Source organism: Agarivorans sp. QJM3NY_30 (assembly GCF_050870855.2).
In the GTDB taxonomy this organism is placed as follows: Bacteria; Pseudomonadota; Gammaproteobacteria; order Enterobacterales; family Celerinatantimonadaceae; genus Agarivorans.
The window spans coordinates 1,634,206-1,659,514 of the sequence record NZ_CP194038.2; the positions used below are offsets into that span (position 1 = coordinate 1,634,206).

Below are 25,309 nucleotides of genomic sequence, written 5' to 3' on the forward strand. Positions count from 1 at the left end.
TTTTTTCGAATGTTAAAGACAACAAGTTTTTGCCTGGTGGCAATAGCGTTGTGGAACCACCTGAACCCATGCCGAACTCAGAAGTGAAACGCAACTGCGCCGATGATAGTGTGGGGTCTCCCCATGTGAAAGTAGGTCACTGCCAGGCGCCTATTTTAAAAACCCAGCTATGTGCTGGGTTTTTTTATGTCTGAAATTGCCATGTAAAAGTAGGCTGGATATCGCCAGACACCGATTTAGAGAAAGCCTATCCTTACGGATAGGCTTTTTTTATGTCTGGGATTTAGCAAGGGCAGCCAAGGCGAACCGATGTTCATGAACAAGCCATGTGAAAGTCGGCTGGATATTGCCAGACACCGATTGAGAGAAAGCCTACCCTCACGGATAGGCTTTTTTTATGTCTGAAATTTAGCAAGGGCAGCCAAGGCGAACCGATGTTCATGAACAAACCATGTGAAAGTAGGCTGGATATTGCCAGACACCGATTGAGAGAAAGCCTATCCTTACGGATAGGCTTTTTTTATGTCTGAGATTTAGCAAGGGCAGCCAAGATGAACTGGTGTTCATGATGATGCGGGCTGCGAAAATTGAAGTCTGATCCTGCGATAAATCAGATAAATGCAGTTTTCACTATATGAAAAAGCCTTTCAGGGTATGAAAGGCTTTTTTGCTTTCTAGACTTCGACTCTTGCGGACTCTTGCGTAGGAAGTTCGGGAAGAATTTGGACGCTCACATCATCTTTCACCAAGACGAGAGCATTTATACCAATTGCATTAATTAATTGAACACTTTGGCCATTCCCTCTGACACAAATGAGTGACTCTCTCTGTATCCTTCCTAAAGGTATTCCATGCGCGTGAAACTTGTTCCACAATTTGCTTATAATTGTTGAACATGCGATTAGACAAACAGCGTTGACGCAGCCATTGCCAAACTTGCTCTATCGGATTTAATTCTGGTGAGTACGGCGGCAACTTGATTAAAATGAGATTTGAAAAGGCAAAGGCCGTATCGCTTGTGTGCTAACCCGCACCGTTTACGATAACCACTGCATGTCTACCGGCTGGTGTTGCCTCTGAAATTTGCTGTCAGTGTTTTTCCATCACCTCTTTATTCACCCAAGGGCGAACCAATGCTTCCGTCTTTCCATTCCCCGGGCATTCCGCTCCAAAAATGTAACCGTAGTCGAACTGTTGCTGTTTAACCGCTCTGGGCCGACTCCCTTTTGCAGCCTAAATTTTAGTTGTCTGATTTTGTTGACCAAATCTCGCTTCGTCTTGAAACCAAACATCGACATATGCTCAAGCGCTTGATGTCCGGGGATGTGAAGGATCGTTTCCAGAAGGAAGTTTTTTAAAAGCTTCTTGAGCCTCTTGCGATTGCTTTGGGTGCTTGGAACGGCTGGTTATCCAACTAAATCTAAGTGCATGGTGGAGTCGGTAAATATTTCTATATTGGTCAGGAATACCAAACTGGAGGCTAATGTATAAGCGAATATCTTCAGCAATGAGTCGTCCTCCACCCTTCTTGATAGCGTTGTCTTCAATGAATGAATCGTTTGAGAGTGTCGAGCTGAGGAGCTGATAGTTTGTTAGGCCTTCCAGGACAACTTTTAGAGTGGAGTTCTTCTATAAAATATTTGCTGACCTGCCTTTGGCTACTCCAAGCACTTCCGCTATCTGTGTGCGCTTGTAGCCACGCTTAAAGGGGTAGATAGTCATGAAGCGAATTTTTAATCTAGGATCTGAGGTTTTTTTAAAGAGTCGTTTCAGTTCATCAGGTGTATGCAAGCGGATAAGTACTTGAATGAGCGATAAGCTATTAGATCGGATAGTTAGTGCAATTGTTATTAGATCAGCAGCCTCGAGTTCTTACATATGAGGGTGAATATCTAGAGTTTAGAATTTACATTAAAACCCTTAGAGATTATTCGGGTAATTGTTAACTGCTTATTGAGGCAACAGACATAAAAAAACGAGCTTAAAGCTCGTTCTTTATTTCACTGCTTAATAATTACTGAGCAGTTGAAGTGCTAGTAGAGGTAGAAGTACCACCAGTTACACTATCATTGCTTTGGTTTGATGCGATACCAACTACAGCGGTAGTAGCTACAACACCACCAACAACTGCGCCAGTTACACCAGCAGCACCGCCAGCAGCGCCACCGGCACCAGCTGCACCAGCTGCTGCTTCAGCAGCAAATACATTACCAGACATTGCCAAAGCGGCAGCTGCGACTAAAACTAATTTTTTCATGAAATTTCCCTGTATAAATTGTATAACTATGTCATTGTATGACTTAGTTAAGATGCTTTCCACATCTACTTACATATTTATCACTGATTACGATTATTTTCCAGTGAATCTGCGTTTATAATTTTAGTTCCTTTAGGTAGTTTTGAAAGCGATCTTTGAGTTCGGGGTGACGTAGCGCAAACTCTACGATGGCTTTTAAGTAACCAAACTTGCTACCGCAGTCGTGGCTTTTGCCCAGCATATAATAAGCTTGGGTTGTTTCTTTTTCCATCAAGCTTGCAATTGCATCGGTGAGTTGGATTTCATCTCCGGCGCCAGGTGGCGTTTTGGCCAACTCTTTCCATATCTGCGCAGATAAAACATAACGTCCAACGACAGCAAGGTTTGATGGCGCATCAGCGATGTTTGGTTTTTCAATGGTGGCTACCATATCAGCCGATTCACCGGGTTTGATATTATTGCCATTAATATCGACAATCCCAAATTTGCTGACATCTTCGTTAGCAACCGCTTCAACCATGATTTGACTAGAGCCCGTTTGGTTGTATTTGTTCACCATGTCAGCGAGGTTTTCAGTTTTTAAGTTCGATGTAGAGTCATCTAGAATTACGTCAGGTAACAATACCGCAAAAGGATTATCTCCAATCAGCGGATGTGCACACAGTATCGCGTGCCCGAGGCCCTTAGCAACACCTTGGCGGACATGCATGATGGTGACATCTTTTGGACAAATAGAGCGAACTTCTTCTAATAATTGTCGTTTCACCCTTTTTTCTAAGGTAGCTTCTAATTCAAAACTGGTATCAAAATGATTCTCAATAGAGTTTTTACTAGAATGAGTGACTAAAATTATTTCTTTAATGCCTGCCGCTATTGCTTCTTGGACTACATATTGGATCAATGGCTTATCGACGATGGGCAGCATTTCTTTGGGGATGGCTTTAGTGGCGGGCAACATTCTGGTGCCTAAACCGGCTACCGGTAGTACCGCTTTTTTGACTGATGTAGTCATACTCAGTTCCTTGAATAGGGAGGAATAATGCAGCGCACTTTAGCACGGAGAAATGACAATTAAAATTGAGTTTGTTAAGAAATGGGGAGGCTTTACACGAATTAATAAAATTTCTTTGAGAACATTAACTTAAAGATGAAGTTCGCCCTTGAATAGCTGTTTGATAGCGGGGTCAAGGGCGAGTGTTGTATCGAAAGGCTAAATCATTAATTTACTCGACATATAGATTATCTTTATTATCCAAGTAAATTTTTTCTCCGATCCCTGGTACTAAGACAATTTGTTCAATGTTCTTAAAGTTGCCATGGGTTTGACGATATTCAATGATAGCTAATGATTTACTTTTACCTACGCCTTTGAGTGTCACTAGTTGTTCGGAGTTGGCGGTATTTAGGTTTAATACTTGGTTTGTTTCTTGGGCATAAACGTAGTTCATACTAGCAAGACAGAATATTAGAATTAGTCTTTGGATCAATCTCATGGTTTGCTCCTTTTGTGCTTAAACCATGGTTAACCTTAGAATAAATAGTTAAATAACAAATCACTCAATTGGGTTATTTAGATATGTACTACTAGTAGAAAGCTAGGCAGTAGACTTTGCCTAGGGATCTTTTAAGGAAGTGCTTTCTTGAAGGGTTTCACGATGACCTTAGCGTATACGCCGGCTTCGACATATGGATCGGCATTTGCCCAAGCGACGGCTTGCTCCAAGTTTTGAAATTCGGCGATAACTGTTGAACCGGTGAATCCAGCTTCAGCAGGATCCTCTGCATCAATCGCTGGGTTTGGGCCTGCGACCAGCAGTCGTCCTTCATTTACCAGTGCTTGCAGTCGTGCTAAGTGGGCGGGTCTGGCTTGTTTGCGTTGTTCTAGGCTATTTTCTACGTCTTCAGCAAAAATTACATACCACATGCTTAATTATCCTCTTTTTCCGATAGCGATTGCTGCTGTTCTTTAGGGAGATGTTTATACAGATAAGCAACAGTTGCAACGGTGAATACCAAGGTTAGCCCAAGTAATCCAAATACTTTAAAGTTCACCCAGAAGTCTTCTGAAAAGTTAAAAGCGATGTAGAGGTTAAGCGTGCCACAGCTCATAAAAAAAAGAGCCCAAGCAACATTCACTTTACCCCATATGGATTCAGGAAGCGTCATCTCCTTACCAAGCATTTTTTTGATTAAGGGACTTTTGAAAACAAACTGACTGACTAATAAGACTAAACCGAATAGCCAATTGATCACTGTGGGTTTCCACTTAATAAAGTCATCATCGCGTAGAATTAGCGTGAGACCACCAAAAACCAAGATCAAGACAAAGGAGATTAAATGCATCTTCTCAATTTTTTTATTTTTTATGTAAGAGGCTGCTAAGAGAAGCGCTGTGGAAATGATTAACGCGAAGGTTGCTGCATAAATATCTTGCATTTTGTATACAGCGAAAAAAATGATCAATGGAATGAATTCGAAAAATTGTTTCATAATTCCTCAGGGCTAGCGGTAAATAAAAAGCCGCTAATTATAGCGGCTTTTGATAGTAGCAAGTTCTTCGCCTAAACGGTAGCGGCTTTCATTTGCGAGGCAAAGTCTTTGAGCGCGGTTAGCATTTGAGTCGGTTGCTCTAGATGATTCTCGATAAGTTTCACTACTGCCGATCCAGAAATTGCTCCAGCAGCGCCAGCTGCAATTGTTTCGGTTACTTGTTGAGGCGTTGAAATACCAAAACCAAGCAGTGCCGGTGGTGCCTGGTACTGTTTTAATTTGTCGAGTAGTTTACCCACAGGCGTACCGGCTTTGGTTTCGGTGCCAGTCACGCCTGCTCGACTAACCAGATAGGTGTAGCCTTGGCTATATTCGGCAACTTTTTTCAAGATCGTATCATCTGCGTTGGGCGGTGCGATAAAAATGCTTTGTAAGCCATGTTTATTGGCGGCTGCTCTAAAAGGCGCCGACTCGCGGATCGGTACATCGGCAACTAGTACCGAATCTACGCCTGCTTGGGCCAACTTTTGATAGAAATTATCAATCCCAGTTGAATAGACGAGGTTTGCATAGAGCAGTAAACCGATTGGTACCTCGGGATGTTTGGCCCTAATTCGGCAGAGCATAGCTACGCAATCGGGGGGGGTTATGCCCGCTTGTAAAGCTCTTACGTTGGCACCTTGAATGGTTGGGCCATCGGCGACGGGATCGGAAAACGGGATCCCGAGTTCTAAGGCATCAGCACCTCCTTCGATTAAGGCGTCGATGATTGCGAGTGATTGCTCCATGGCAGGGTCACCTAAAGTTACAAATGGGACAAAGGCACCTTGCTTATCGGCTGCTAGGCGTTGAAATAGGTTTTGGTAACGTTGTGTCATTATAAGCCTCCTCTTTTAGCGAAGATATCTGCGACAGTATAGATATCTTTGTCACCACGACCCGACAGATTGACCACCAAGATTTGTTGTTTGCTCTTATCTTGCTGCGCTAGCTTGAGAGCATATGCTAAAGCATGAGCCGACTCTAAGGCTGGGATGATGCCCTCGCTTTCAGCCAAGGTTTGGAAGGCTGCTAGGGCCTCTTCATCGGTGGCTGACTCATAGCTGGCTCGGCCGATTGAATTAAGGTGGGCATGCTGTGGCCCTACTGATGGGAAATCTAACCCCGCTGAAATGGAGTAAGACTCTTCAATCTGACCGTTAGGATCTTGCATTAGCAAAGAGTGCATGCCAAAGAACATACCTTTACGACCGTGCTTCAGTGGTGCGCCGTGTTGGTCGGTATCAATTCCTTTACCCGCAGGCTCTACGCCGATCAGCTGTACACCTTTTTCTTCGATGAAATCAGCAAAAATGCCAATGGCATTCGAGCCGCCTCCGACACAGGCGATGACTGCATCTGGCAAACGGCCTTCGGCTTTTAGAATTTGTTGTTTGGCTTCTTCGCCGATCATTTTCTGGAATTCCCGTACAATGGTAGGGAAAGGATGTGGGCCAGCAGCCGTGCCAAGTAAGTAGTGTGCGGTGTCATAGCTTGCTGCCCAGTCTCGTAATGCTTCATTGCAAGCATCTTTGAGGGTGGATGAGCCGCTATGTACCGGAATGACTTCCGCGCCCATTAATTTCATTCTGAATACATTGGGTTCTTGACGCTCACAGTCTTTTGCGCCCATATATACTCGACACTTGAGTCCCAGTAGGGCACAGGCTAGCGCAGTGGCGACACCATGCTGGCCAGCGCCCGTTTCGGCGATAATTTCATGTTTCCCCATACGTTTGGCAAGCAGTGCTTGGCCCAGTACCTGATTGGTCTTGTGGGCACCACCGTGCAATAAATCTTCACGTTTGAGGTAGATCTTGGTGTTGGTTCCCTTGGTCAGGTTACGACATAGGGTGAGTGGGGTCGGTCTACCCGCATATTCACTCAACAGGTGGTTAAACTCAGCGATAAACTCAGGATCTTGCTGAGCATCGATAAAGGCTTGCTCGAGTTGATCGAGCGCCGGTACTAGAATTTGTGGGACAAATTGCCCGCCAAATTCTCCAAAATAGGCATCTAATTTACTCATTGTTAGCTCTTATTCGTCATTAAAGGGTTGAATGATTACCTAAGGGGTTCCCTTAGTAGTCTCTAATTAGTTGAAACGCTCTGGCGATTTTGTGGGCATCTTTTATGCCAGGGCTTTGTTCTACCCCAGAATTTAGATCTAAGCCCGCAGCACCGAGTGTGAGCGCTTGCTGTATGTTGTCTGGCGATATACCTCCAGCTAACATCGCACCTTGACTGTGCTCACCTAATAGTTGCCAATCGAAGGTTTGCCCTGTGCCGCCAAATTGGTCGGCGATTTTGCTATCAAACAGGATCTTATCGGCATTTTTAGGGGCTTCGGGAAGTTGTGTCGCAACGGCGAGGGCTTTCCATACTAAGCTGTGATTCAATAGGGATTTTAGCTGGTGAATGTACTGTTCGTCCTCGCTGCCATGGAGTTGTACAGCATGCAGTTGTAGTTGGTTGGCAATGGCCGCAACGTCCTCGAGGGGATGATTGACAAACACACCCACAAAATTGAGTGGGGCGGCTTGAATTAATTGCCGAGCTTGGGCTAGGCTGATATGCCGCGGTGATTTTTCGGCGAAAATTAAACCACCGTAAACGGCACCAGCTTGATGTGCGGCGATCACGTCTTGTTCACGGCTTAAACCGCAAATCTTGTTTTCACCGAGGATCAGTTTACGGCAAGCCATATCGACATCGTCTTGGCTCATAAGTGAACTACCGACTAAAAAGCCGTTGGCGTATTTGGCTAGTTCTCTTACTTGCTGGTGTTTATAGATCCCTGATTCTGAAATGATGATCCGGTCTTCTGGAATTTGTTTGGCTAACTCAGGAGTCCGTTCTAAAGTGATCGATAGATCGCGCAAGTTACGGTTATTAATGCCGATGACTTTAGCATTTAAAGCAATTGCTCGTTCTAGTTCTTGTTGATTACTCACCTCGGTCAATACACCCAATTTAAGCTTATGCGCGACGTCTGCCAGTAAGCTGTATTCATTATCGTCAAGCACCGACAGCATCAGTAAAATGGCATCGGCTTGGTGATAGCGGGCTAAGTAAATTTGGTATTCATCTATAAAGAAGTCTTTGCATAATACTGGCTGTGAAACCTGTTCGCGCACTTGAGTGACGTATTCAAACTCACCTTGAAAGTACTTGCTATCGGTTAATACCGAGATAGCTGCCGCATAGTTTTTGTAAACACCAGCAATAAAATCTAAATCAAACTCAGGTCGGATCAATCCCTTCGAAGGGGATGCTTTTTTGCATTCCAGAATAAACTTGGCAGGCGTTCCTGATAGCGCCTGATAAAAGCTCCGGTCACTGGGCTCCACTTGGTTGATAAAGCTGTTTAAGGGTTGACGTTGCATACGCTCGGCTAACCAGATTTCTTTATCTGCCACAATTTCATCTAAGATGGTCGCTTGATTTTGATTATGACTCACTGACTCATCTCCGCTAATTTGTGGGCTAACGCTAAGGGGCGGCCTGAAGCCATTTCTTCAATGGCCATATTTACGCCCTGACCGACATTGTCGGCTTTGCCGGCGAGCTTTAATAACAGAGCTACATTTACGGCAACCGCTGCTTGCTGCGCCTCTGTGGCCTTACCTTGTAATAAAGCTAAGGTGATGGTTTTGTTTTGTTCTGGGGTTCCGCCTTCAAGGGCTTCTATCGCAGCTTGTTTTACTCCGAAGTCGCTGGGGTCGAGGGTATATTCTCGGATGCTTTCACCATTTACTTCGGCAATTTGAGTGGGACCATGAATGGCCACTTCATCTAGACCTGCGCCGTGTACTACCATGGCTTTTTTCATACCCAGTTGTTGTAAGGTATGAGCAATTGGCGAAATTAAGGCTGGATCATAAACCCCCATCACTTCCATGGTTGGGTGAGCCGGATTAATTAGGGGGCCGAGTACATTAAAAATGGTTCGGGTCTTCAGGGTTTGTCGTACCGGCATCGCATGGCGGACACCAGCATGGTATTGCGGTGCAAATAAGAAACACAGACCTAATTCGTCTAAGCAGCGTCGAGCGGTTGCAGGTGTCATTTGAATATTAATGCCTAAAGCAGCCAGTAAATCTGATGAGCCCGATTTACTGGAGACGCTGCGGTTGCCGTGTTTGGCAACTTTAACTCCAAGACTTGCCGCCACAAATGCCGAAGTAGTCGAGATATTAATGGTGTTGTAGCCATCGCCACCAGTACCAACAATGTCAGCAAAGGGGTAGTCGGGCGTTGGGAACGGCGCTGCGTTTGCCAATAGCGCGCGCGCCGCACCAGCAATTTCCTCTGGGGTCTCGCCTTTAATTTTTAAGGCCGTTAGCAGTGAAGACAACACAATCGGCTCGACTTCACCTTGAATCACTTGGCTAAATACCTGTTGCGCTTGCTCGCTGCTGAGGCTTTGCCCTTGATAAAGTTGCTCTAAGATTGCCTGCATTATGCTTGCTCCTTTGCTTGTGTGGCCCAATCAAGGCTACGAGCTAATAAACTTGCGCCTTCGCTGGTTAATATGGACTCTGGGTGAAATTGAAAACCAATGACTTTATCTTGTTGATTGATAATGGCCATCGGCATTTGTTGGTAGTGGGCGTTTACTGTCAAGCCTGTCGGCATTTTGGTGGCAACTAAGGAGTGATAACGCGCCACCGGAAGCGGATTGGTTAAACCTTCAAACATTAGCTGATTATCATGTTCAATCAATGATGATTTTCCATGCACAATTTCTTCTGCTTTACCGACCTCGCCGCCGTAACTTTCAACCAGCGCTTGATGACCTAAGCAGATCCCAATAATTGGCACTTGCCCTTTGCATAAGTCAATGAGCTCTAACATGCAGCCGGCTTGCTGTGGATTGCCCGGTCCCGGTGATAGTACTAACACAGGAAGATCTGGACAGGCATCAATGTGCTGTTTGATCTCGGAAGCGCTTAAATGATTACGATATATATGAACATCTAAGCCTTGACTGCGAAACTGGTCAACTAGGTTGTAAGTAAAAGAGTCAAAATTATCGAGTAAAAATACACTATGAGTCATGGCTGACATCCTTTAAGGTTGAGCCGTGGGCGCGAGCGATGGCATTTAATACGGCAGCGGCTTTATTACGGGTTTCGTCGGCTTCCGCTTGAGGATCTGAATCATAGACAATACCAGCTCCCGCCTGCACATGAGCGACTTGGTTTTTGACAAAGGCCGATCGGATCACAATACAAGTATCCATATCGCCCTTCCCCGTGAGGTAGCCAACTGCACCGCCATAACTACCACGGCGCTGTTGCTCGATTTGTCTAATTAGCTCTGATGCGCGAATTTTAGGCGCTCCAACCAGAGTTCCCATATTCATGCACGCTTGGTAAGCATGTAGTGCGTCCAAATCTTTGCGCAAGGTGCCGATAACTCGCGAAACCAAGTGCATCACATGGCTATAGCGATCGACTTTGAGCAGGTCTGCAACGTGACGAGTACCCGGCTCACTAATGCGGGCGACATCATTGCGGGCTAAATCTACCAGCATGATATGTTCGGCGGTCTCTTTCTTATCTAAACGGAGTTCTAACTCCAAGCGTCCATCTAAATCTCGATTGATAGAACCGTCGGGGTTAAAGCCACGTTTGCGGGTCCCTGCTATCGGATAAATCTCGACATCCCGGCTATTGGAACAATACTTAATCGCGCTCTCTGGAGAAGCACCAAACAATACAAATTCACTATCTTGTAGATAGAACATATAAGGGCTGGGGTTGGTTAATTTTAATTCTCGGTAAGCGGCGAGACTATCGGGACAGGCCAGTTGAAAGCTGCGCGAGGGAACGACCTGAAAAATATCACCCTGACGAATATAGTCTTTTAAGGTTTCAACATGTTCGCAATAATGGGCGTCGCTAATGTCGGTGCTTATTTTAGCTTGATAATTAGTTGGTACCGTTGACTCTTGCTGGTGGTTCTCCGTTTCACATAATTCAGCCAAGTGGCTTAAACGCTGAGTGATTCGTGAGCTCTCGTGGTCATTGAATAGTGAACCGATAATATGGGTCACTTGCTGTTGATGGTCGATTAATAGCAAGCTTTCGGCGAGATAGAATTGAAAGTCAGGGCAGGCATTGGTGCTATCGGCAACTGTTGGCAGTTGTTCAAAGCTGGCAATGAAGTCGTAAGCAAATACTCCACCGATAAATAAGCCTTCATTGAAGTCTGTTTGCGAGCCATAAAGTGTGACTAATAAACGTAACGCATCAACTGGAGAGCTGGCTTTTAAGCGAGAGTCTTCGTCTAAATTGGCTGTCGGAAGGGGATAGTCTACGACGAGTTGTTTTGAGGTTTGCTGGGTAATTAGCGATGGTTCTAAATTCGCGGTAACGTCGGCTAAGACCGACTCGCCATTGGGTGATATAGCAACAAATGTCACTTCTCGTCCATGGCAGCTAATTTTAACTGCTGCATCGGCCAATATGAGACTTTTGAGGTTTTCCTTACTGTCTATTTCCGCCGATTCAAGCAATACATTTTGTTGGCTTTCTTTACACAATTCTTGATAAAGACTAAGTGGATCATGCACATAGCTGGCATCGATCTGGATATTCTTTAGTTGTACCCTAGGTGGGGTAGCCATAGTTCGTTACTCCTAGTGAAGCCGTAGCGCAAATATAAAAAAAGCCCGCTTTAAGCGGGCTTTGTTGTTCTGTTCAATGTATTGGAAATACAACAACTCACACCCGTCTAATTCGGAGTGCGCCACCACCAAGATTTGTTGGTTAGAAGAAAAGTTGTCATGTTTATCCTTAGTCATTCTGATAAGATTAGTTAACTTTAAATGACCTTACTAAGTCAAGAAAAAATTTAGGAAATTAAATGAGATTTGATTTGCATAGTCACACAACAGCTTCTGATGGCGGTTTAACGCCAGAGGAGTTGGTGATGCGCGCCGAGAACATGCAAGTCGAAATGCTAGCGATCACCGATCACGATACGACTGATGGCATTGCTGCTGCCCAAGCTCAGGCCAAACATTTAGAGCTGATCGCTGGAACCGAAATTTCCACTGCTTGGCATGCTTTCGATATTCATATTGTTGGCTTGAATATCGATATTACGAATCCTGTTCTACAACAGCAGTTGCTGGTGCAGCGGGAAAAGCGTGAAATTAGAGCAATTGAAATGGGGAAACGCCTCGCAAAGGCGGGGATTGAGCAAGTATATGAGCAAGCTAAAGTGCTGTCTGGTAAGGCACCAATTACTCGATCTCATTTTGCTCGAGTGTTAGTGGAGCGGGGACTGGCGAGTAATTTTAATAAGGTCTTCGACAAATATCTACGTCGTGGAAATATCGGTTATGTACCGAATAATTGGATGAGTATTGCAGAGGCGGTCCAACTTATCCATCAAGCCGGTGGCGTCGCGGTATTGGCGCATCCAACCCATTATGATTTGTCGAATAAGTGGATCCGAAAACTGATCGCTGAGTTTGCCGATGTGGAGGGGGACGGTATAGAAGTGGCGATGCCACAGATGTCGAAAGATCAAATGGCATGGTTGGCTGACTTAGCTGAACAACATCACTTAAGTTCTTCTCAAGGCTCTGATTTTCATCATCCTTCTACTTGGCGTGAGTTGGCTCGGGGGTTACACTTACCAGAGAAGTGTCAACCGATTTGGTTACGTTGGCAAACAAAGTAATTCCCACTCCGGCCATTCAGTAAAAGTAAAATGTGCGAAAACAATGACGTGAACGAAGTACTCACTGTAATCACTCGTTACTTAAAGCGTTTATTTTTAGTTGTTTACAGCTTTAGCCTGCACTCTGTGGCTGGAAGGAATATAATAGCGATGATTCTTCAAGACGCTCGAGAGCGCAGGAATAGTTATGAGTCAATTTTTCTATGTTCACCCGGATAACCCACAACAGCGTTTAATGAACCAAGCTGCAGGGTTGATCAAAAGTGGGGGGGTTGTGATTTACCCCACCGATTCAGGATATGCCATTGGTTGCCATATTGGTGATAAAGCGGCATTAGAACGAATATGTAGGATCCGTCAACTGGATAAAAATCATCATTTTACCTTGATGTGTCGTGACCTATCTGAATTATCTGAATATGCTCGTGTCGGGAATCTTGCCTATCGTTTATTACGCAATAATACACCGGGAGCCTACACCTTTATTTTTAAAGGAACCAAGGAGGTACCAAGGCGTTTGCTTAATCCTAAGCGCAAAACCATCGGTATTCGGGTTCCTAACGATAAGATCGCACTTGCAATGCTAGAAGCCTTAGGCGAACCCTTGATGTCCTGTAGTCTTATTTTACCTGGGAACGATTACACCGAATCCGATCCTGAACAAATTCGCGATACGCTTGAACACCATGTCGATCTTATTATTAATGGTGGATATTTGGGTGAGCAGCCGACCACAGTGATTGATTTGTCGGAAGATAGTATGGAAATCATCCGCAGAGGTTCGGGCGATACCGCCCCTTTTGAGTAATGTTAGATAAGGCCTCTCCAACTCAGCAATTAACTTTAGCAAGCGTGAACGGTGAGCCTTGGTTAAATATTCCCAATGATTTATTTATACCTCCAGATGCAATGGAGGTTATTTTAGAGAATTTCGAAGGACCCCTCGACTTACTATTATACCTGATCCGTAAGCAGAAATTAGATATCGAACGTCTTCCTGTGCTCGCGATTACGCAGCAATACATGGAATATATGGAAGCAATGCGGCAGCTAAAACTTGAGCTTGCAGCGGAATACTTGGTGATGGCGGCCTTACTGACGGAAATTAAGTCTCGCTGCTTATTGCCAGTGCAAGAACATGAACAAGCTGAAGATGATCCGAGAGCTGAATTGATCCGGCGTTTACAAGAATATGAGTTGTATAAAAATGCGAGTGACAGGCTGGATGAGTTACCACGTGAGCAGCGCGATATTTTTTTAGCCTCGGTTGCTAAGCCTGCAGAGTTGCCTGTTAAGTTAATTTATCCTGAAGTGGCTATGGATGAGCTCATTGAAGCGATGCGTCGCATTGTACAGCGAGTTAGTAATTTTGAGCATCATGAAATTAAAAGAGAAAAACTATCTACTCGGCAGCGAATGAGTGATATTTTGGCGCGCTTGCAACAGCATCAATTTGTTGAATTTACCCAGCTATTTAGCCAGAGTGAAGGTCGTAGCGGCTTGGTCGTTAGCTTCTTAGCGATTTTAGAACTCATTAAGGAAGGCTACATCAAGTGTGTGCAGAGTCAGCCCTTAATGCCGATTCAAGTTATTTTGGTGAATGAGATGCGTGATTAACTATGTCTGCAAAACCAAATCTCGTCAAACTGGTGGAAGCGGCATTATTTGTTGCCGCTCGACCATTGAGTGTTAAAGAACTACAAGCCAGTGTGTTAGCTGATGTGGGACTTGCTCGTGCTCAAGTGAATATGATTTTGGAAGAATTGAGCTTGCGTTATCAAGATTCGGGAATTGAGCTGATAGAAACTGCTAGTGGTTACCAGTTTCGTGCGCGCCAAGAATTTGCTCCTCAATTAGCTAATTTATGGGCGGAGAAAGCGCCTAAATTTAGCCGAGCACTGTTAGAAACCTTGACGTTGATTGCTTATCGGCAGCCCTTGACTCGTGGTGAGATTGAGGCCATACGCGGGGTTGCGGTGAGTAGCCATATTATTAGCGTGCTCAAAGATAGAGGCTGGATCCGAGTGGTTGGTCACAAAGAAGTTCCGGGCAGACCTAGTCTACTGGCCACTACAACCGCCTTTCTTGATTATTTTGGTTTGAAAGATTTGACTGATTTGCCAGAATTAGATCAATCTTTACTTGAAAAACTGCCGCAAGACTTTCAGACTTAGCGCACTTTACCATCCGGATAAGAAATATGAGTGAAAAACTTCAAAAAGTCCTGGCTCGCAGCGGTCTGGGCTCACGTCGTGAGATGGAAGCTGTTATTGATGCAGGCAGAGTGAGTGTTAACGGGGTTAAGGCGAAGTTAGGCGATCGCATTGAAGAAGGCGCAGAGGTTCGAGTTGATGGCCACTCAGTGCAGATTCAAAAGGTTGAAGATACCATTTGTCGTGTGCTTGCCTACCACAAGTCGGAAGGCGAAATCTGTTCCAGAAATGATCCCGAGGGGCGTGAAACGGTGTTTGAACGTTTGCCGCGGCTACAAAATGGCCGTTGGATTGCGGTGGGACGTTTGGATATTAATACCTCTGGTTTGTTGTTGTTTACGACCGATGGAGAGTTGGCGAATCGTTTAATGCATCCGAGTTTCGAAGTTGAGCGAGAATATGCGGTACGGGTATTTGGCGATGTTGATGATGCGATGATCCATCGCTTGCGCAGTGGTGTTGAGCTGGAAGATGGTAAGGCGACTTTTACCACGGTAAGGCGCCAAGGCGGTGAGGGGATTAACCAATGGTACTCGGTCACCCTAAGCGAAGGTCGTAACCGTGAAGTGCGACGGATGTGGGAGTCTCAAGGTGTACAAGTGAGTCGCCTGATCCGAGTTCGCTATGGTTTATTGCCGTTACCGAAAGGACTACCACGCAGTGGCTGGCAAGAAATGCCATTAGAACAAGTGAACTATTTACGTCAATTGGTTCAACTAAATAAAGAAGATAATACCGTGATTAAAGTTGCTGATCGCGTCCGCAGTACTCAACGTATCAGAAAGTCGGTTCGTAAACATCGCACCAGAACCCAAGGTCAAGCGGCTAAACGTAGACGTTTGAAGTAGTAAAAAGCCCGCTCACTGAGCGGGCTTTTTTGTTCTGTAGTTTATCAATGAGTTGTGATTCTAATTTGCAAAAACGGGCCCTGCGCCAGTGGACCACAGAATGACCGTTGCGATGAGAACCGATACTAGAACGACTAAGCCAACCGTGACCAAGCTACTCGCATAGATAAATCCGCGCTCTTCTGGGATATGCATAATAATCGGAACCCCAGTGTAAAGCAGGTAGATCGAATAAGTGAGGCCAACTAAGCCTGCCACCATCACAAACCATGGCTCAGGGTACAGGCCGGCGAAACCCACCATGAAAATAGGAGTAGCGACATAGGCCGATAACTCTAAGGTTTGCTGGTAAGTGGTGTCGGCATTAAAAGTCTTTGCCATCCATTGTGCAGCTAAAGCTAAGCACAGGACACTCGTCACGAGGGCTGCATACATCGCCAGGGACATAAAGATGGCACTTTCGCTGGTTAGAGAAAAACTATTTGTGCCAACTTTCCAACCAATATGCACCGTGGAAAAGTAGCCACAGATTGCTGGAATGAGGGCCATCAATAGCAAATGAGATAAACTGGCTCCAATTCCTTCATGGTGTTTGTCGATGTCTCGCCATTCTTCTTTGGTATGTGAAGCCAAGCCCCATACATGACTAAATAACATATGTTCACCCTCAGTGGTTAACAAGTTTGCAACATTTACTATTAAGTTATGCGCGAAGTCTGTGAAGTCGTCAAGTCATATTATCTCTTTCTGTATAAATATTGTTCTTTAGTTTTTTTGTGCGCTAGGCTTCAAATCACTTAATGCAGGGGGGATGACATCATCAATCAGACAGACGTTTGTTATTCGATTTGTCTAACCGCATTTGAATTCACGAGAATGACCTAAAAATTTATACAGACGAGTGAAAGATTAGATTTGAAGCGTTGCTTGAGAAAGACGCTGTTTATGCGTGGTTCACGCACTGCATCGTAGTGATAACAAGGGTTTAGCTTAAACTAAAATTGACCGTGAAAGATTAAGTTTCGCGCGATACTTAATCTTTGTGGGTAGGCGTGGCATTGCGGCAAGATATTAGTCTAGTTTCAGTTGCTGATGCTGTTGCGCTGAACTCAGATCCAAGCCATGTGAGTCGATTCGTAATACACTCATCTGCTGGTACCAATCGCCTAATACAACGCGATACATGGTTGAGGTGGTGCCCAACTTGATTTGATGGATGTCTGGGCGGTGGGTATGCCCATGGATCATATAATCAATCTGACGCTGTTTAAAACGTTGCTCCACTTCTCCTTGGTTTACATCCATGATACCGAGTGATTTACTTTTGTTGGCTTGTTTACTTTTGCTACGAATTTTATTGGCAAGAATTTGCCGAATAAATAGCGGAAGTAACAAAAATAGACGTCTTAGCCAGCGCTTTTGGGTGATCGCTCGATATTCTTGGTAGCCCTGATCGTCGGTACACAAAGTATCACCATGCAGGATCAGCACCTTTTTACCATATAAGTCGATGACTTCTTCTTCTTCAAGTAGGATCATTCGACAACGTCGCGCATAATCCTTGCCAACCATAAAATCTCGGTTGCCATGAATAAAGTAAGTCGGAACGCCTTGTTCTGCCAAAGCAAGCAGTGCTTGCTCTACTTGCAGAGCAACCGGTGTTTGATCGTCGTCGCCAATCCAAAACTCGAATAAATCGCCAAGAATATATAAGGCGTCTGCTTGAGGGGCTTGTTGTTCAATAAACTCAATAAAGGCCCGAATAATATCGGGCCGCTGTTCACTGAGATGTAAATCAGAGATGAAATAGGTGAGCACTTAGCGCTTATTCCGCAACGCTGACCGAAGTGATGAGCACTTCTTCTAAGGGGACATCGGCATGCACATAACCAAAGTTGCCAGTGTCTACGCCTTTGATTTTATTTACAACATCCATTCCTTCTATCACTTCAGCAAATACGCAGTAACCCCAACCTTCGCTGGTTTCGCTTTTAAAGTCGAGGAAGGCATTGTCATTTACGTTGATAAAAAACTGTGCTGATGCCGAATGAGGCTCCATGGTTCGAGCCATCGCGAGGGTGCCAGTTTTGTTGGATAAACCATTGTTCGCTTCATTTTTAATCGGCGCTTTAGTGGTTTTTTCTTCCATACCTGAAGCGAAGCCACCGCCTTGCACCATAAAGCCATCGATGACGCGGTGAAAAATAGTGTCGTTATAAAAACCTTCTTTAGCATAGGCCAAAAAGTTTGCCGTGGTTTTAGGGGCTTCACTTTCGAATAGCTTAATGACTATGTCGCCAAAATTAGTGTGTAAAGTAACCATTATTTTACCTTTTTATCGTTAGTGCCCCGATTCTAAACCTTCGTTGGCTTAGTGACTAGTCGTCGCGCTTAATTCGGCTGTTTTTCCTAGGCGGCAATGATAGAATGTGACTCTTTATCGACAGTTAGTAAATGGAACAGGAAATAATATAGATGTTACAGATATACAATACCTTGACGCGTAAAAAACAGGCCTTCAAACCTTTGATTGAAGGGAAGGTTGGTATGTATGTTTGTGGCGTTACCATTTACGATTATTGTCACATTGGACACGCGCGTACTTTTGTGGCTTTCGATACAGTGGCTCGTTATTTACGCTGGTCTGGTTTCGAGCTTAATTTCGTTCGTAATATTACTGACGTTGATGACAAAATCATTAATCGCGCAGCGGAAAATGGCGAAAGTTGTGAAGCCCTAACGGAACGTTTTACGACCGCCATGCATGCCGATTTTGACGCACTAAATATGCTGCGTCCCGATGTAGAACCTCGGGTAACTACGCATATGCCTGAGATTATCGATGTTATTGAAAAGTTAATTGCCAATGGTCATGCCTATGTGGCAGAGAGTGGCGATGTACTGTTTGAAGTGAATAGCTTTGCAGATTATGGCAAGTTGAGCCTACAAAATTTGGATATGTTACAAGCCGGCGCACGGGTGGAAGTGGGAGAAGATAAGCGTAACCCGCTTGATTTTGTGTTATGGAAGAGCGCTAAGCCTGGTGAGCCGATGTGGGATTCTCCGTGGGGGAAAGGCCGCCCCGGTTGGCATATCGAGTGTTCGGCGATGAACATGAAGCATCTCGGCGAAGTCTTTGATATTCATGGCGGCGGCTCCGATTTGGCCTTTCCTCATCATGAAAATGAAATCGCTCAGTCCTGCTGTGCTCACGGTACCCACTATGTGAATTACTGGATGCATTCAGGGATGGTGCAGGTCAACAAAGAGAAAATGTCTAAATCTTTGGGGAATTTCTTTACTATTAAAGATGTACTTGAAGTTTACGACCCAGAAACCGTGCGTTATTTCTTATTGTCTGGACACTATCGAAGTCAGCTCAATTATTCGGAAGATAACTTAAAGCAGTCGCGTTCCGCATTAGAGCGTTTATATACGGCGCTACGTCATGTAGAGCTAAAGCCAATTGATGATGCACTTGCAGAGGCTTACCGTAGTCAGTTTAAAGCGGCTATGGATGATGACTTTAATACGCCAGAAGCGCTTCCGGTATTATTTGAATTGGCTAAAGATGTGAACCGTTTAAAAGACAGCGATAGTGAGTTGGCTGGACAGTATGCGAGTTTGCTACTCGAGTTAAGTGGCGTGTTGGGTATTCTAGGCCAGGACGTAGAGAGTTTTTTACAGGGTGAGCATGATAGCGAAGTTGCTGAAATCGAGGCATTAATTGTCGCGCGTAATCAGGCTCGTAATCATAAGGACTGGGCGGCTGCAGATGTCGCTCGCGCTCGTCTCACAGAGATGGGAATTGTACTTGAAGATGGTGCTTCTGGGACGACGTGGCGAAGAGCTTAGTTGTAGAACAGTTTATTGATTATCATTAAAAAGGCGGCTTGACCGCCTTTTTTATAACTTATATTTTTTCAATAACTGTTGGTATTGGGGGCTTGCTGTCACTCGAGTTAAAGCGTGCTGAAAGCGTTCTAAGTAGCTCGGATCTGTGCCGAGACTGAAGGCATAACAGCCTTCGAGCGTACCGAGTTGAAAGATCGATTCAAATAACTCCTCATCATAACCCAATGCTTTGGCTGTTTGTGCGATGACTTCTGGCTCCGAGGCGATTACATCCACGCGCCGACGAATGAGCAGACGTAGCGATTTCTCAAAGTCGGCAGTAAATATAATTTGTTCTGGCGTGATCCCCTGACTGAGTAATAGTTGCTCGCCTACGCTGGCTTTCATCGCGCCAAATAATAAGGGTGGGGGCGGCGCTAGGTGAGTGATTTTAATTGACCGAGATCTTAAGGCGACCAGTTCGATTTTTGAGCGGGTAATTGGACATGCCCAATGAAACAGAGTTTCACGTCTAGGACTACGCATGGTTAAGAATAAAGCCATATTGGGTCGATGCTGAAGCAAATAATAGGCTTTTTCCCAAGTTTGTAGCTTGATAGCTTGAGGCGCTTGTCCCATTTCTTGCCATACGAGTTTTATTAGCTCAACTGAAAGCCCAGTTAAATGGGCATTCTCTACATAATTGTATGGGCGCAGATTTTCCGTTACGAAGGAGATGGGCTCTGCGCGGCAGTGAAGAGAGAGAGCCAAGCTAAGTGCAACTAAATAACGGGCTAACATAAACTATCTCAAAGATTACTCTTTATAAAACTAGCTTAAGTATGTCGTTACCGTCTAAAAAAAGGCGAATACTGAGAGTTAGTACTCGCCTTTAACGACTACAGATCGTGAAATTGTTCACAAGCCTCAAGAGTATTCTCAATTAAAGTTGCAACGGTCATTGGCCCAACACCTCCAGGTACAGGAGTAATGAATGCTGCGTGTTGGCGAGCCACTTCGTATTCTACGTCACCAGCAAGTTTGCCGTTGTTTAAGCGATTAATGCCTACATCGATCACCATTGCACCGGGTTTAATCCATTCTCCAGGAATAAACTGTGGCTTACCTACCGCCACGATGACTAAGTCAGCCCGACGAACATGGGCTTCTAAGTCTTTGGTAAAGCGGTGGCAAGTGGTGGTGGTACAGCCTGCTAATAGTAGCTCAAGAGTCATTGGCCGTCCGACGATATTAGAAGCCCCAACAACAACCGCTTCTAAGCCATAGGGACTAACGCCTGTGGACTCAATCAACGTTATAATGCCTTTCGGAGTACAAGGGCGTAGTGCTGGAATTCGTTGCGCCAATCGACCAATGTTGTATGGGTGGAAGCCATCAACATCTTTATCGGGGCGGATCCGCTCAATTACTTTTGTTTCCTCGATACCTTCTGGTAATGGTAACTGAACTAAAATGCCATCAATGAGAGGGTCTTCGTTGAGCGCGTCGATTTCAGCGAGCAAGGTTTGCTCGTCCGTATTATCGTCGAGGTCGATCGATTTTGATATAAAGCCAACCGCTTCACATACCCGACGTTTACTGCCGACGTAAACTTGCGAAGCAGGATTGTCGCCCACCAAAATAACCGCTAAACCTGGCGGGCGTTTTCCTTCACTGATCCGTTGCTTTACTCGCTCCGCAACCCGATCTTGAACTTGTAAGGCAATTTTTTTTCCATCAATTATTTGTGCAGACATCGATTCTTCTTTAACTAGTGATTGACGATTCTAGATGGCGCTATTTTGGCATGTTAGATAGATAAATGTCAGTGTTTTTTAAGCTAAACGTGGGGCGAGGCTCAATGCCGGAGGCTTTTGTAATTGAATTGGCAACTTAGCCAGTGTGAAAGCTGGCCAAGTTGCGCTATGGAAGGCTTAGGCTGCAACCCAGAGTAATGTTATTGAATTGGCAACTTAGTAGCCAGTGTGAAAGCTGGCTAAGTTGCGCTATGGAAGGCTTAGGCTGCAACCCAGAGTAATACGGCGATGATTTGGGGCGATAAGATCCGTAAACACATCACTAAGGGGTAGACAGTGGCATAGGCTAAGGCTGAGGCGCCTGAAGTACTATGAATTGAGTTCGCAAAAGCGAGTGCTGGTGGATCGGTCATAGAGCCAGCCATTAAGCCACATAAGCTTAAATAATTGAGCTTTACCAGATAGCGCCCAATCAGGCCAATGGTTAGTAGCGGAATTAAAGTGATAAAGGCACCATAAAACATCCAAGTGAGGCCGTCACCATCGAGTAGGGTTTCAATGAAGTTAGCGCCAGAGTTAATACCAACTACGGCTAAAAATAATACAATGCCAATTTCTCTTAGAGCTAAATTTGCACTGGGAGGCATGAACCAATATAGGCGCCCAATACTGCCGATCCGCGCTAGAATTATTGCCACAATGAGCGGACCACCAGCTAGACCTAGTTTTAATGGTGCGGGGAGGCTAGGGATTGCTAATGGCAATGATCCTAGCAACACCCCTAAGCCGATGCCAATGAAAATGGGTAACATTTGTACTTGCTGTAGTTTACTGCGCAGATTTCCTAAACTCGTGGCGACCTTATCGACATCTTCTGAAGGGCCGACAATATTAAGAATATCGCCAAATTGTAAGATAGAATCTTTGTTGGCCACCAGTTCGACACCTGCGCGATGCAGGCGCGAAACCACCACATTAAAATTATTCTTAAAGTCGAGTTCACTAAGCTTTTTACCCAGAAGGCGTTCTTCTGTCACCACGACTCGTTCACTGCGTAACAATGTGCCCTTGGTCGATAATGACTCGTTAATTTCTTCACCGATAATGATTGTTGCTTGTTCTAATTGTGTTCGATTTGGTCCGACGAGATGTAAGTAGTCACCTTTATGCATCAACATATCAGGGCTAGGGACTTTCAATTCGCCATTACTTTTTACCCGGGAACAGATGAGTTCGTCGCCGATTAATTTATTGAGTTGGGAGAAAGCCAAACCATCAAGGTTTGGATTTTGGATGATGACGTTGATGTCTTGTAAGCTTTTCTTCTTCTTGCCTTTGGCGTTATCAAAACGTTCCGCTTCGTTATCTACATTAATTCGAAATACCAAGCGGATGATCGACATCGATAACAGGATCCCCAAAATGCCAAAGGGATAAGCCATTGCATAACCTAAACCGAGCTGAGTGGTTTGCTGGTCGTTCATCCCCAATTCTTGCAAAATTTGCTGACCAGCCGCTAGCGATGGCGTATTGGTGACGGCACCACTATAAATGCCTAGAAAAACATTGAGTGGTAAGTTGAAAATAAAGTGCAGGGATACCGCGGTTATCCCTCCAATGAGCACAATTCCTGCTGCGAGCAAATTGAGTTTTAAGCCGCTTGCTTTTAATGAAGCAAAGAAGCCGGGGCCAACTTGGATACCAATAGTGTAAACAAAAAGAATTAGACCAAATTCTTTAATAAAGTGCAGCGCATGGGGGTCTAAGTGCCAACCAAACTGATTGACGAAATGGCCGACAAATAGCCCACCGAATAAAACACCGCCGATGCCCAAGCCTATACCGCGTATTTTTAGGCCTCCAAACCAGAGACCAATCACGGCAACTGCTGATAAAAGCAAGATGGATAATGCTACTTCGCTCATGTGATTCCTTTCATGCAGTCGTGATAAAATTGTTAACATAACGATAAAAGGCTACAACTTTAATTTGTCACTTCTTTTGACTTGGATTAATAAATCACTATGACATGAAACACTTAGCTTAAAAGTGTCTTTCGCTTCACAGTTTGTAAAGGCGGAGAAGTAATCTTTGTGCCTACCTGTGAAGAAATAGCCTATTTAAGCAGCGGTATATTGCCGAATAGCAACCATTTTGGTTATGCTATAACCAAACGGTAAATATCTCCAAAAAACTGTTTGACGCTGACCATTCAAGTGGGTAGTATTCGCCTCCGTTGAAGGCACAAACAGTGTTGGAATCGAATCGATGATTAGCGCAGCTTGGTAGCGTATCGTCGCGAAGCTCGTTAAGAGTGGGGCCAGAGGATTAGATTCTCTATAATATCAAGGTAATCGGTGATTAGCGCAGCTTGGTAGCGCATCTGGTTTGGGACCAGAGGGTCGGGAGTTCGAATCTCTCATCACCGACCAAATTTTAAAACCTAGTTAGATGACTCGGTTTATTGACGCTAAAGATGCGCCCTTAGCTCATCTGGATAGAGCAACGGCCTTCTAAGCCGTAGGTAGTAGGTTCGAGTCCTACAGGGTGCGCCAATATAGATGCTTTAATTAGCATAAAAGTTTGTGGTGGGTATAGCTCAGTTGGTAGAGCCCCGGATTGTGATTCCGGTTGTCGTGGGTTCAAACCCCATTACTCACCCCATTTATTCGACAACATTACCACAGTGGTGTTGCGAAATAGTTTTGCGGAAGTGGCGGAATTGGTAGACGCGCTAGATTTAGGTTCTAGTATCGCAAGGTGTGAGAGTTCAAGTCTCTCCTTCCGCACCATTATTGGTGTCAGCGTGGGTAACGCTTAAAATTTACCAGAAATTCGGTGATTAGCGCAGCTTGGTAGCGCATCTGGTTTGGGACCAGAGGGTCGGGAGTTCGAATCTCTCATCACCGACCACTACATAAAGCCTCGTCGTAATGACGAGGCTTTTTTGTTTTTGAATTCAGGACCTCCAATTTAATCGCTATTTCATAGCAATCATCAGTGTTTAAAAAGTGTTGTATTGAACGACTGGTTACCGAGCCTACTGGTAAATTGAAGATGACGCTGTTGTTTTAAGTATATATTGGTGAAGGACTTGGAATAGCAGAAAGTGTAATGACATAATTAAAGCTTGCTAGTTGGATGACATTAGCCCAACCTGATTCAGAGTCTCGTCTGTCAAAATCAGTATTAGCATGTGAGCTCTTTGCAGTTAAACCAATAATATATAAGGGCTTACATGACTCGTTTCTTTTATTCTATGTTATGCGTGCGAGTGGGAACTGAGACCACACTTGTTTAGTTCAGACAACCATTTATGGTTGAAACTCTGGAAAAACAAAAACATTCAATTCCATCAATGGCAGGTCAATTCTTTCTTGACTAGGTTTTGGCCCGATTATCCTGAACCTGAGTTGTTGCGAGTCTTTGTACCTTGTTGCGGAAAAAGTTTAGACATGTTGTGGCTAGCTCAGCGTGGTCATCAGGTGGTGGGGGTAGAATTGAGTCCTATCGCGGTTAAAGCTTTCTTCAAACAACATCAATTGCGCCCCGAGATTAAAAATATCGGCGACTTTAGCCTTTGGCAGTGTAACAATATTAGTATTTTTTGCGGCGACTTCTTTAAGCTGACAAAAGCCTTGTTAGGGGAAGTCCATATGGTATTTGATAAGGCTGCGTTAACCGCTTTATCTTCGCCTATACGAAAGCGCTATGCATCGTATATGACAACACTAATCCCTCATCAAGCGGATATATTTTTGCTCACTATTGAAGATTTTTCCAGTCGGCTTGAGCGGGAACAGGCTGCTGATATCGACCAAGAACTGCCACTTATTTTTAAAGACTATTCGATTCGTTTGCAACATGTAGAAGATGAAACTGGAAAAGATGTACCTGCCAATGGTCTTGCTCAGGCTAAGCTTTATCGATTAAAACATCCGCTCTTTAGTATCGACCCCTGATATCGTTCTTTTTAAGTCATTATTATGGGTGAATTTTGCTATGGCCAGCTTGTGAGCATGGAACCTTATGCGTTTACTTTGGGAATATCCGCCCGATTTTTTAGTATCTTTAGGTTTGTTTTCAGCATCACTCGTCGAAATTAGATGGATGCTTTTCATTGCATAAATTGGCTTAAGAGGTGCGCGGCTGCAAATATTTAGTGGATATCAA

At 44.6% G+C, this 25,309-nt stretch carries 24 protein-coding genes, 5 tRNA genes, 1 rRNA gene and 1 pseudogene; 13 read left to right on the top strand and 18 right to left on the bottom strand.

Going from position 1 to position 25,309, the window contains the following annotated elements; all coding sequences use genetic code 11:
* The first annotated feature begins 32 nt into the window (after positions 1–32).
* Positions 33–148 (top strand): 5S ribosomal RNA (gene rrf, locus ACRRSX_RS07460).
* A gap of 626 nt (positions 149–774) precedes the next feature.
* On the opposite strand, the pseudogene ACRRSX_RS07465 reads toward rrf, so the two are convergent.
* The 12 genes and pseudogenes from ACRRSX_RS07465 to ACRRSX_RS07520 form a co-directional block, all read right to left on the bottom strand.
* A pseudogene (locus tag ACRRSX_RS07465) lies at positions 775–1,791 on the bottom strand (IS630 family transposase).
* A 223-nt stretch (positions 1,792–2,014) separates the two neighbouring features.
* Positions 2,015–2,257 carry a hypothetical protein gene (locus ACRRSX_RS07470; protein WP_432453827.1) on the bottom strand — a complete coding sequence of 81 codons (243 nt, stop codon included), beginning with the start codon at positions 2,255–2,257 and terminating at the stop codon, positions 2,015–2,017.
* Positions 2,258–2,372: 115 nt separating this feature from the next.
* Complete coding sequence (gene galU / locus ACRRSX_RS07475) at positions 2,373–3,269, bottom strand: UTP--glucose-1-phosphate uridylyltransferase GalU (RefSeq protein ID WP_432453826.1); 897 nt, start codon at positions 3,267–3,269, stop codon at positions 2,373–2,375.
* A 211-nt stretch (positions 3,270–3,480) separates the two neighbouring features.
* Positions 3,481–3,750, bottom strand: a complete 270-nt coding sequence (locus tag ACRRSX_RS07480) for a ComEA family DNA-binding protein (RefSeq protein ID WP_432453825.1) — start codon at positions 3,748–3,750, stop codon at positions 3,481–3,483.
* 131 nt (positions 3,751–3,881) lie between these two features.
* Complete coding sequence (locus tag ACRRSX_RS07485) at positions 3,882–4,181, bottom strand: YciI family protein (protein WP_432453824.1); 300 nt, start codon at positions 4,179–4,181, stop codon at positions 3,882–3,884.
* A gap of 2 nt (positions 4,182–4,183) precedes the next feature.
* Entirely contained in the window at positions 4,184–4,747 is a 564-nt protein-coding gene (locus ACRRSX_RS07490; RefSeq protein WP_432453823.1) for a septation protein A, read from the bottom strand.
* 71 nt (positions 4,748–4,818) lie between these two features.
* On the bottom strand, positions 4,819–5,625 hold the full coding sequence (trpA, locus tag ACRRSX_RS07495) for a tryptophan synthase subunit alpha (protein ID WP_432453822.1): 807 nt from the start codon (positions 5,623–5,625) through the stop codon (positions 4,819–4,821).
* Complete coding sequence (gene trpB / locus ACRRSX_RS07500) at positions 5,625–6,815, bottom strand: tryptophan synthase subunit beta (protein ID WP_432453821.1); 1,191 nt, start codon at positions 6,813–6,815, stop codon at positions 5,625–5,627. The genes trpA and trpB overlap by 1 nt, the downstream gene beginning before the upstream one ends.
* Before the next feature lie 52 nt (positions 6,816–6,867).
* Positions 6,868–8,247 (bottom strand): bifunctional indole-3-glycerol-phosphate synthase TrpC/phosphoribosylanthranilate isomerase TrpF, encoded by a 1,380-nt coding sequence (gene trpCF / locus ACRRSX_RS07505; protein ID WP_432453820.1) that lies wholly within the window; start codon positions 8,245–8,247, stop codon positions 6,868–6,870.
* On the bottom strand, positions 8,244–9,248 hold the full coding sequence (trpD, locus tag ACRRSX_RS07510; protein WP_432453819.1) for an anthranilate phosphoribosyltransferase: 1,005 nt from the start codon (positions 9,246–9,248) through the stop codon (positions 8,244–8,246). Before trpD ends, trpCF begins: the two co-directional genes overlap by 4 nt.
* Positions 9,248–9,847: an aminodeoxychorismate/anthranilate synthase component II gene (locus tag ACRRSX_RS07515; protein ID WP_432453818.1), complete on the bottom strand. Its 600-nt coding sequence runs from the start codon at positions 9,845–9,847 to the stop codon at positions 9,248–9,250. The genes trpD and ACRRSX_RS07515 overlap by 1 nt, the downstream gene beginning before the upstream one ends.
* A complete protein-coding gene (locus ACRRSX_RS07520; protein WP_432453817.1) occupies positions 9,837–11,420 on the bottom strand; it encodes an anthranilate synthase component 1 in 1,584 nt (527 codons plus the stop codon). Before ACRRSX_RS07520 ends, ACRRSX_RS07515 begins: the two co-directional genes overlap by 11 nt.
* 239 nt (positions 11,421–11,659) lie before the next feature.
* Here ACRRSX_RS07520 and rnm point away from each other — a divergent pair, with 239 nt between their 5' ends.
* The 5 genes from rnm (at position 11,660) to rluB (ending at position 15,545) form a co-directional block, all read left to right on the top strand.
* A complete protein-coding gene (rnm, locus tag ACRRSX_RS07525) occupies positions 11,660–12,484 on the top strand; it encodes an RNase RNM (protein WP_432453816.1) in 825 nt (274 codons plus the stop codon).
* A gap of 187 nt (positions 12,485–12,671) precedes the next feature.
* Entirely contained in the window at positions 12,672–13,292 is a 621-nt protein-coding gene (locus tag ACRRSX_RS07530; protein WP_432453815.1) for an L-threonylcarbamoyladenylate synthase, read from the top strand.
* Complete coding sequence (locus ACRRSX_RS07535) at positions 13,292–14,101, top strand: segregation and condensation protein A (RefSeq protein WP_432453814.1); 810 nt, start codon at positions 13,292–13,294, stop codon at positions 14,099–14,101. The genes ACRRSX_RS07530 and ACRRSX_RS07535 overlap by 1 nt, the downstream gene beginning before the upstream one ends.
* A gap of 2 nt (positions 14,102–14,103) precedes the next feature.
* Positions 14,104–14,658: an SMC-Scp complex subunit ScpB gene (gene scpB / locus ACRRSX_RS07540; protein WP_432453813.1), complete on the top strand. Its 555-nt coding sequence runs from the start codon at positions 14,104–14,106 to the stop codon at positions 14,656–14,658.
* A 26-nt stretch (positions 14,659–14,684) separates the two neighbouring features.
* The gene (gene rluB / locus ACRRSX_RS07545) at positions 14,685–15,545 is read left to right on the top strand and encodes a 23S rRNA pseudouridine(2605) synthase RluB (protein ID WP_432453812.1); all 861 of its coding nucleotides are present in this window, start codon (positions 14,685–14,687) and stop codon (positions 15,543–15,545) included.
* Positions 15,546–15,605: 60 nt separating this feature from the next.
* Here the strand turns inward: rluB and ACRRSX_RS07550 are convergent, their stop codons facing one another.
* The 3 genes from ACRRSX_RS07550 to ACRRSX_RS07560 all read right to left on the bottom strand — a co-directional run bounded on the left by ACRRSX_RS07550 (position 15,606) and on the right by ACRRSX_RS07560 (position 17,868).
* Entirely contained in the window at positions 15,606–16,202 is a 597-nt protein-coding gene (locus tag ACRRSX_RS07550) for a Yip1 family protein (RefSeq protein WP_432453811.1), read from the bottom strand.
* Between the two features lie 414 nt (positions 16,203–16,616).
* Positions 16,617–17,363 carry a UDP-2,3-diacylglucosamine diphosphatase gene (gene lpxH, locus ACRRSX_RS07555; protein WP_432453810.1) on the bottom strand — a complete coding sequence of 249 codons (747 nt, stop codon included), beginning with the start codon at positions 17,361–17,363 and terminating at the stop codon, positions 16,617–16,619.
* A 7-nt stretch (positions 17,364–17,370) separates the two neighbouring features.
* Entirely contained in the window at positions 17,371–17,868 is a 498-nt protein-coding gene (locus ACRRSX_RS07560; RefSeq protein WP_432453809.1) for a peptidylprolyl isomerase, read from the bottom strand.
* A 152-nt stretch (positions 17,869–18,020) separates the two neighbouring features.
* Between ACRRSX_RS07560 and cysS the strand changes: the two genes are divergently transcribed.
* Positions 18,021–19,400: a cysteine--tRNA ligase gene (gene cysS, locus ACRRSX_RS07565; RefSeq protein WP_432453808.1), complete on the top strand. Its 1,380-nt coding sequence runs from the start codon at positions 18,021–18,023 to the stop codon at positions 19,398–19,400.
* Between the two features lie 51 nt (positions 19,401–19,451).
* On the opposite strand, the gene ACRRSX_RS07570 is transcribed toward cysS, so the two are convergent.
* From ACRRSX_RS07570 to ACRRSX_RS07580, 3 genes are all read right to left on the bottom strand, one after another.
* Entirely contained in the window at positions 19,452–20,180 is a 729-nt protein-coding gene (locus ACRRSX_RS07570) for a substrate-binding periplasmic protein (protein WP_432453807.1), read from the bottom strand.
* Positions 20,181–20,278: 98 nt separating this feature from the next.
* Positions 20,279–21,136, bottom strand: coding sequence for a bifunctional methylenetetrahydrofolate dehydrogenase/methenyltetrahydrofolate cyclohydrolase FolD (folD, locus tag ACRRSX_RS07575; protein WP_432453806.1), 858 nt, complete (start codon positions 21,134–21,136; stop codon positions 20,279–20,281).
* A gap of 260 nt (positions 21,137–21,396) precedes the next feature.
* A complete protein-coding gene (locus ACRRSX_RS07580; RefSeq protein WP_432453805.1) occupies positions 21,397–23,061 on the bottom strand; it encodes a putative transporter in 1,665 nt (554 codons plus the stop codon).
* Positions 23,062–23,491: 430 nt separating this feature from the next.
* On the opposite strand from ACRRSX_RS07580, the gene ACRRSX_RS07585 reads away from it, so the two are divergent.
* From ACRRSX_RS07585 to ACRRSX_RS07610, 6 genes are all read left to right on the top strand, one after another.
* A tRNA-Pro gene (locus tag ACRRSX_RS07585) sits at positions 23,492–23,568 on the top strand.
* 46 nt (positions 23,569–23,614) lie between these two features.
* A tRNA-Arg gene (locus ACRRSX_RS07590) sits at positions 23,615–23,691 on the top strand.
* Positions 23,692–23,724: 33 nt separating this feature from the next.
* A tRNA-His gene (locus ACRRSX_RS07595) sits at positions 23,725–23,800 on the top strand.
* A 43-nt stretch (positions 23,801–23,843) separates the two neighbouring features.
* Positions 23,844–23,928, top strand: a tRNA-Leu gene (locus tag ACRRSX_RS07600).
* 44 nt (positions 23,929–23,972) lie between these two features.
* Positions 23,973–24,049 (top strand) — tRNA-Pro (locus tag ACRRSX_RS07605).
* A 407-nt stretch (positions 24,050–24,456) separates the two neighbouring features.
* Entirely contained in the window at positions 24,457–25,098 is a 642-nt protein-coding gene (locus ACRRSX_RS07610) for a thiopurine S-methyltransferase (protein WP_432461103.1), read from the top strand.
* Positions 25,099–25,309: the final 211 nt, after the last annotated feature.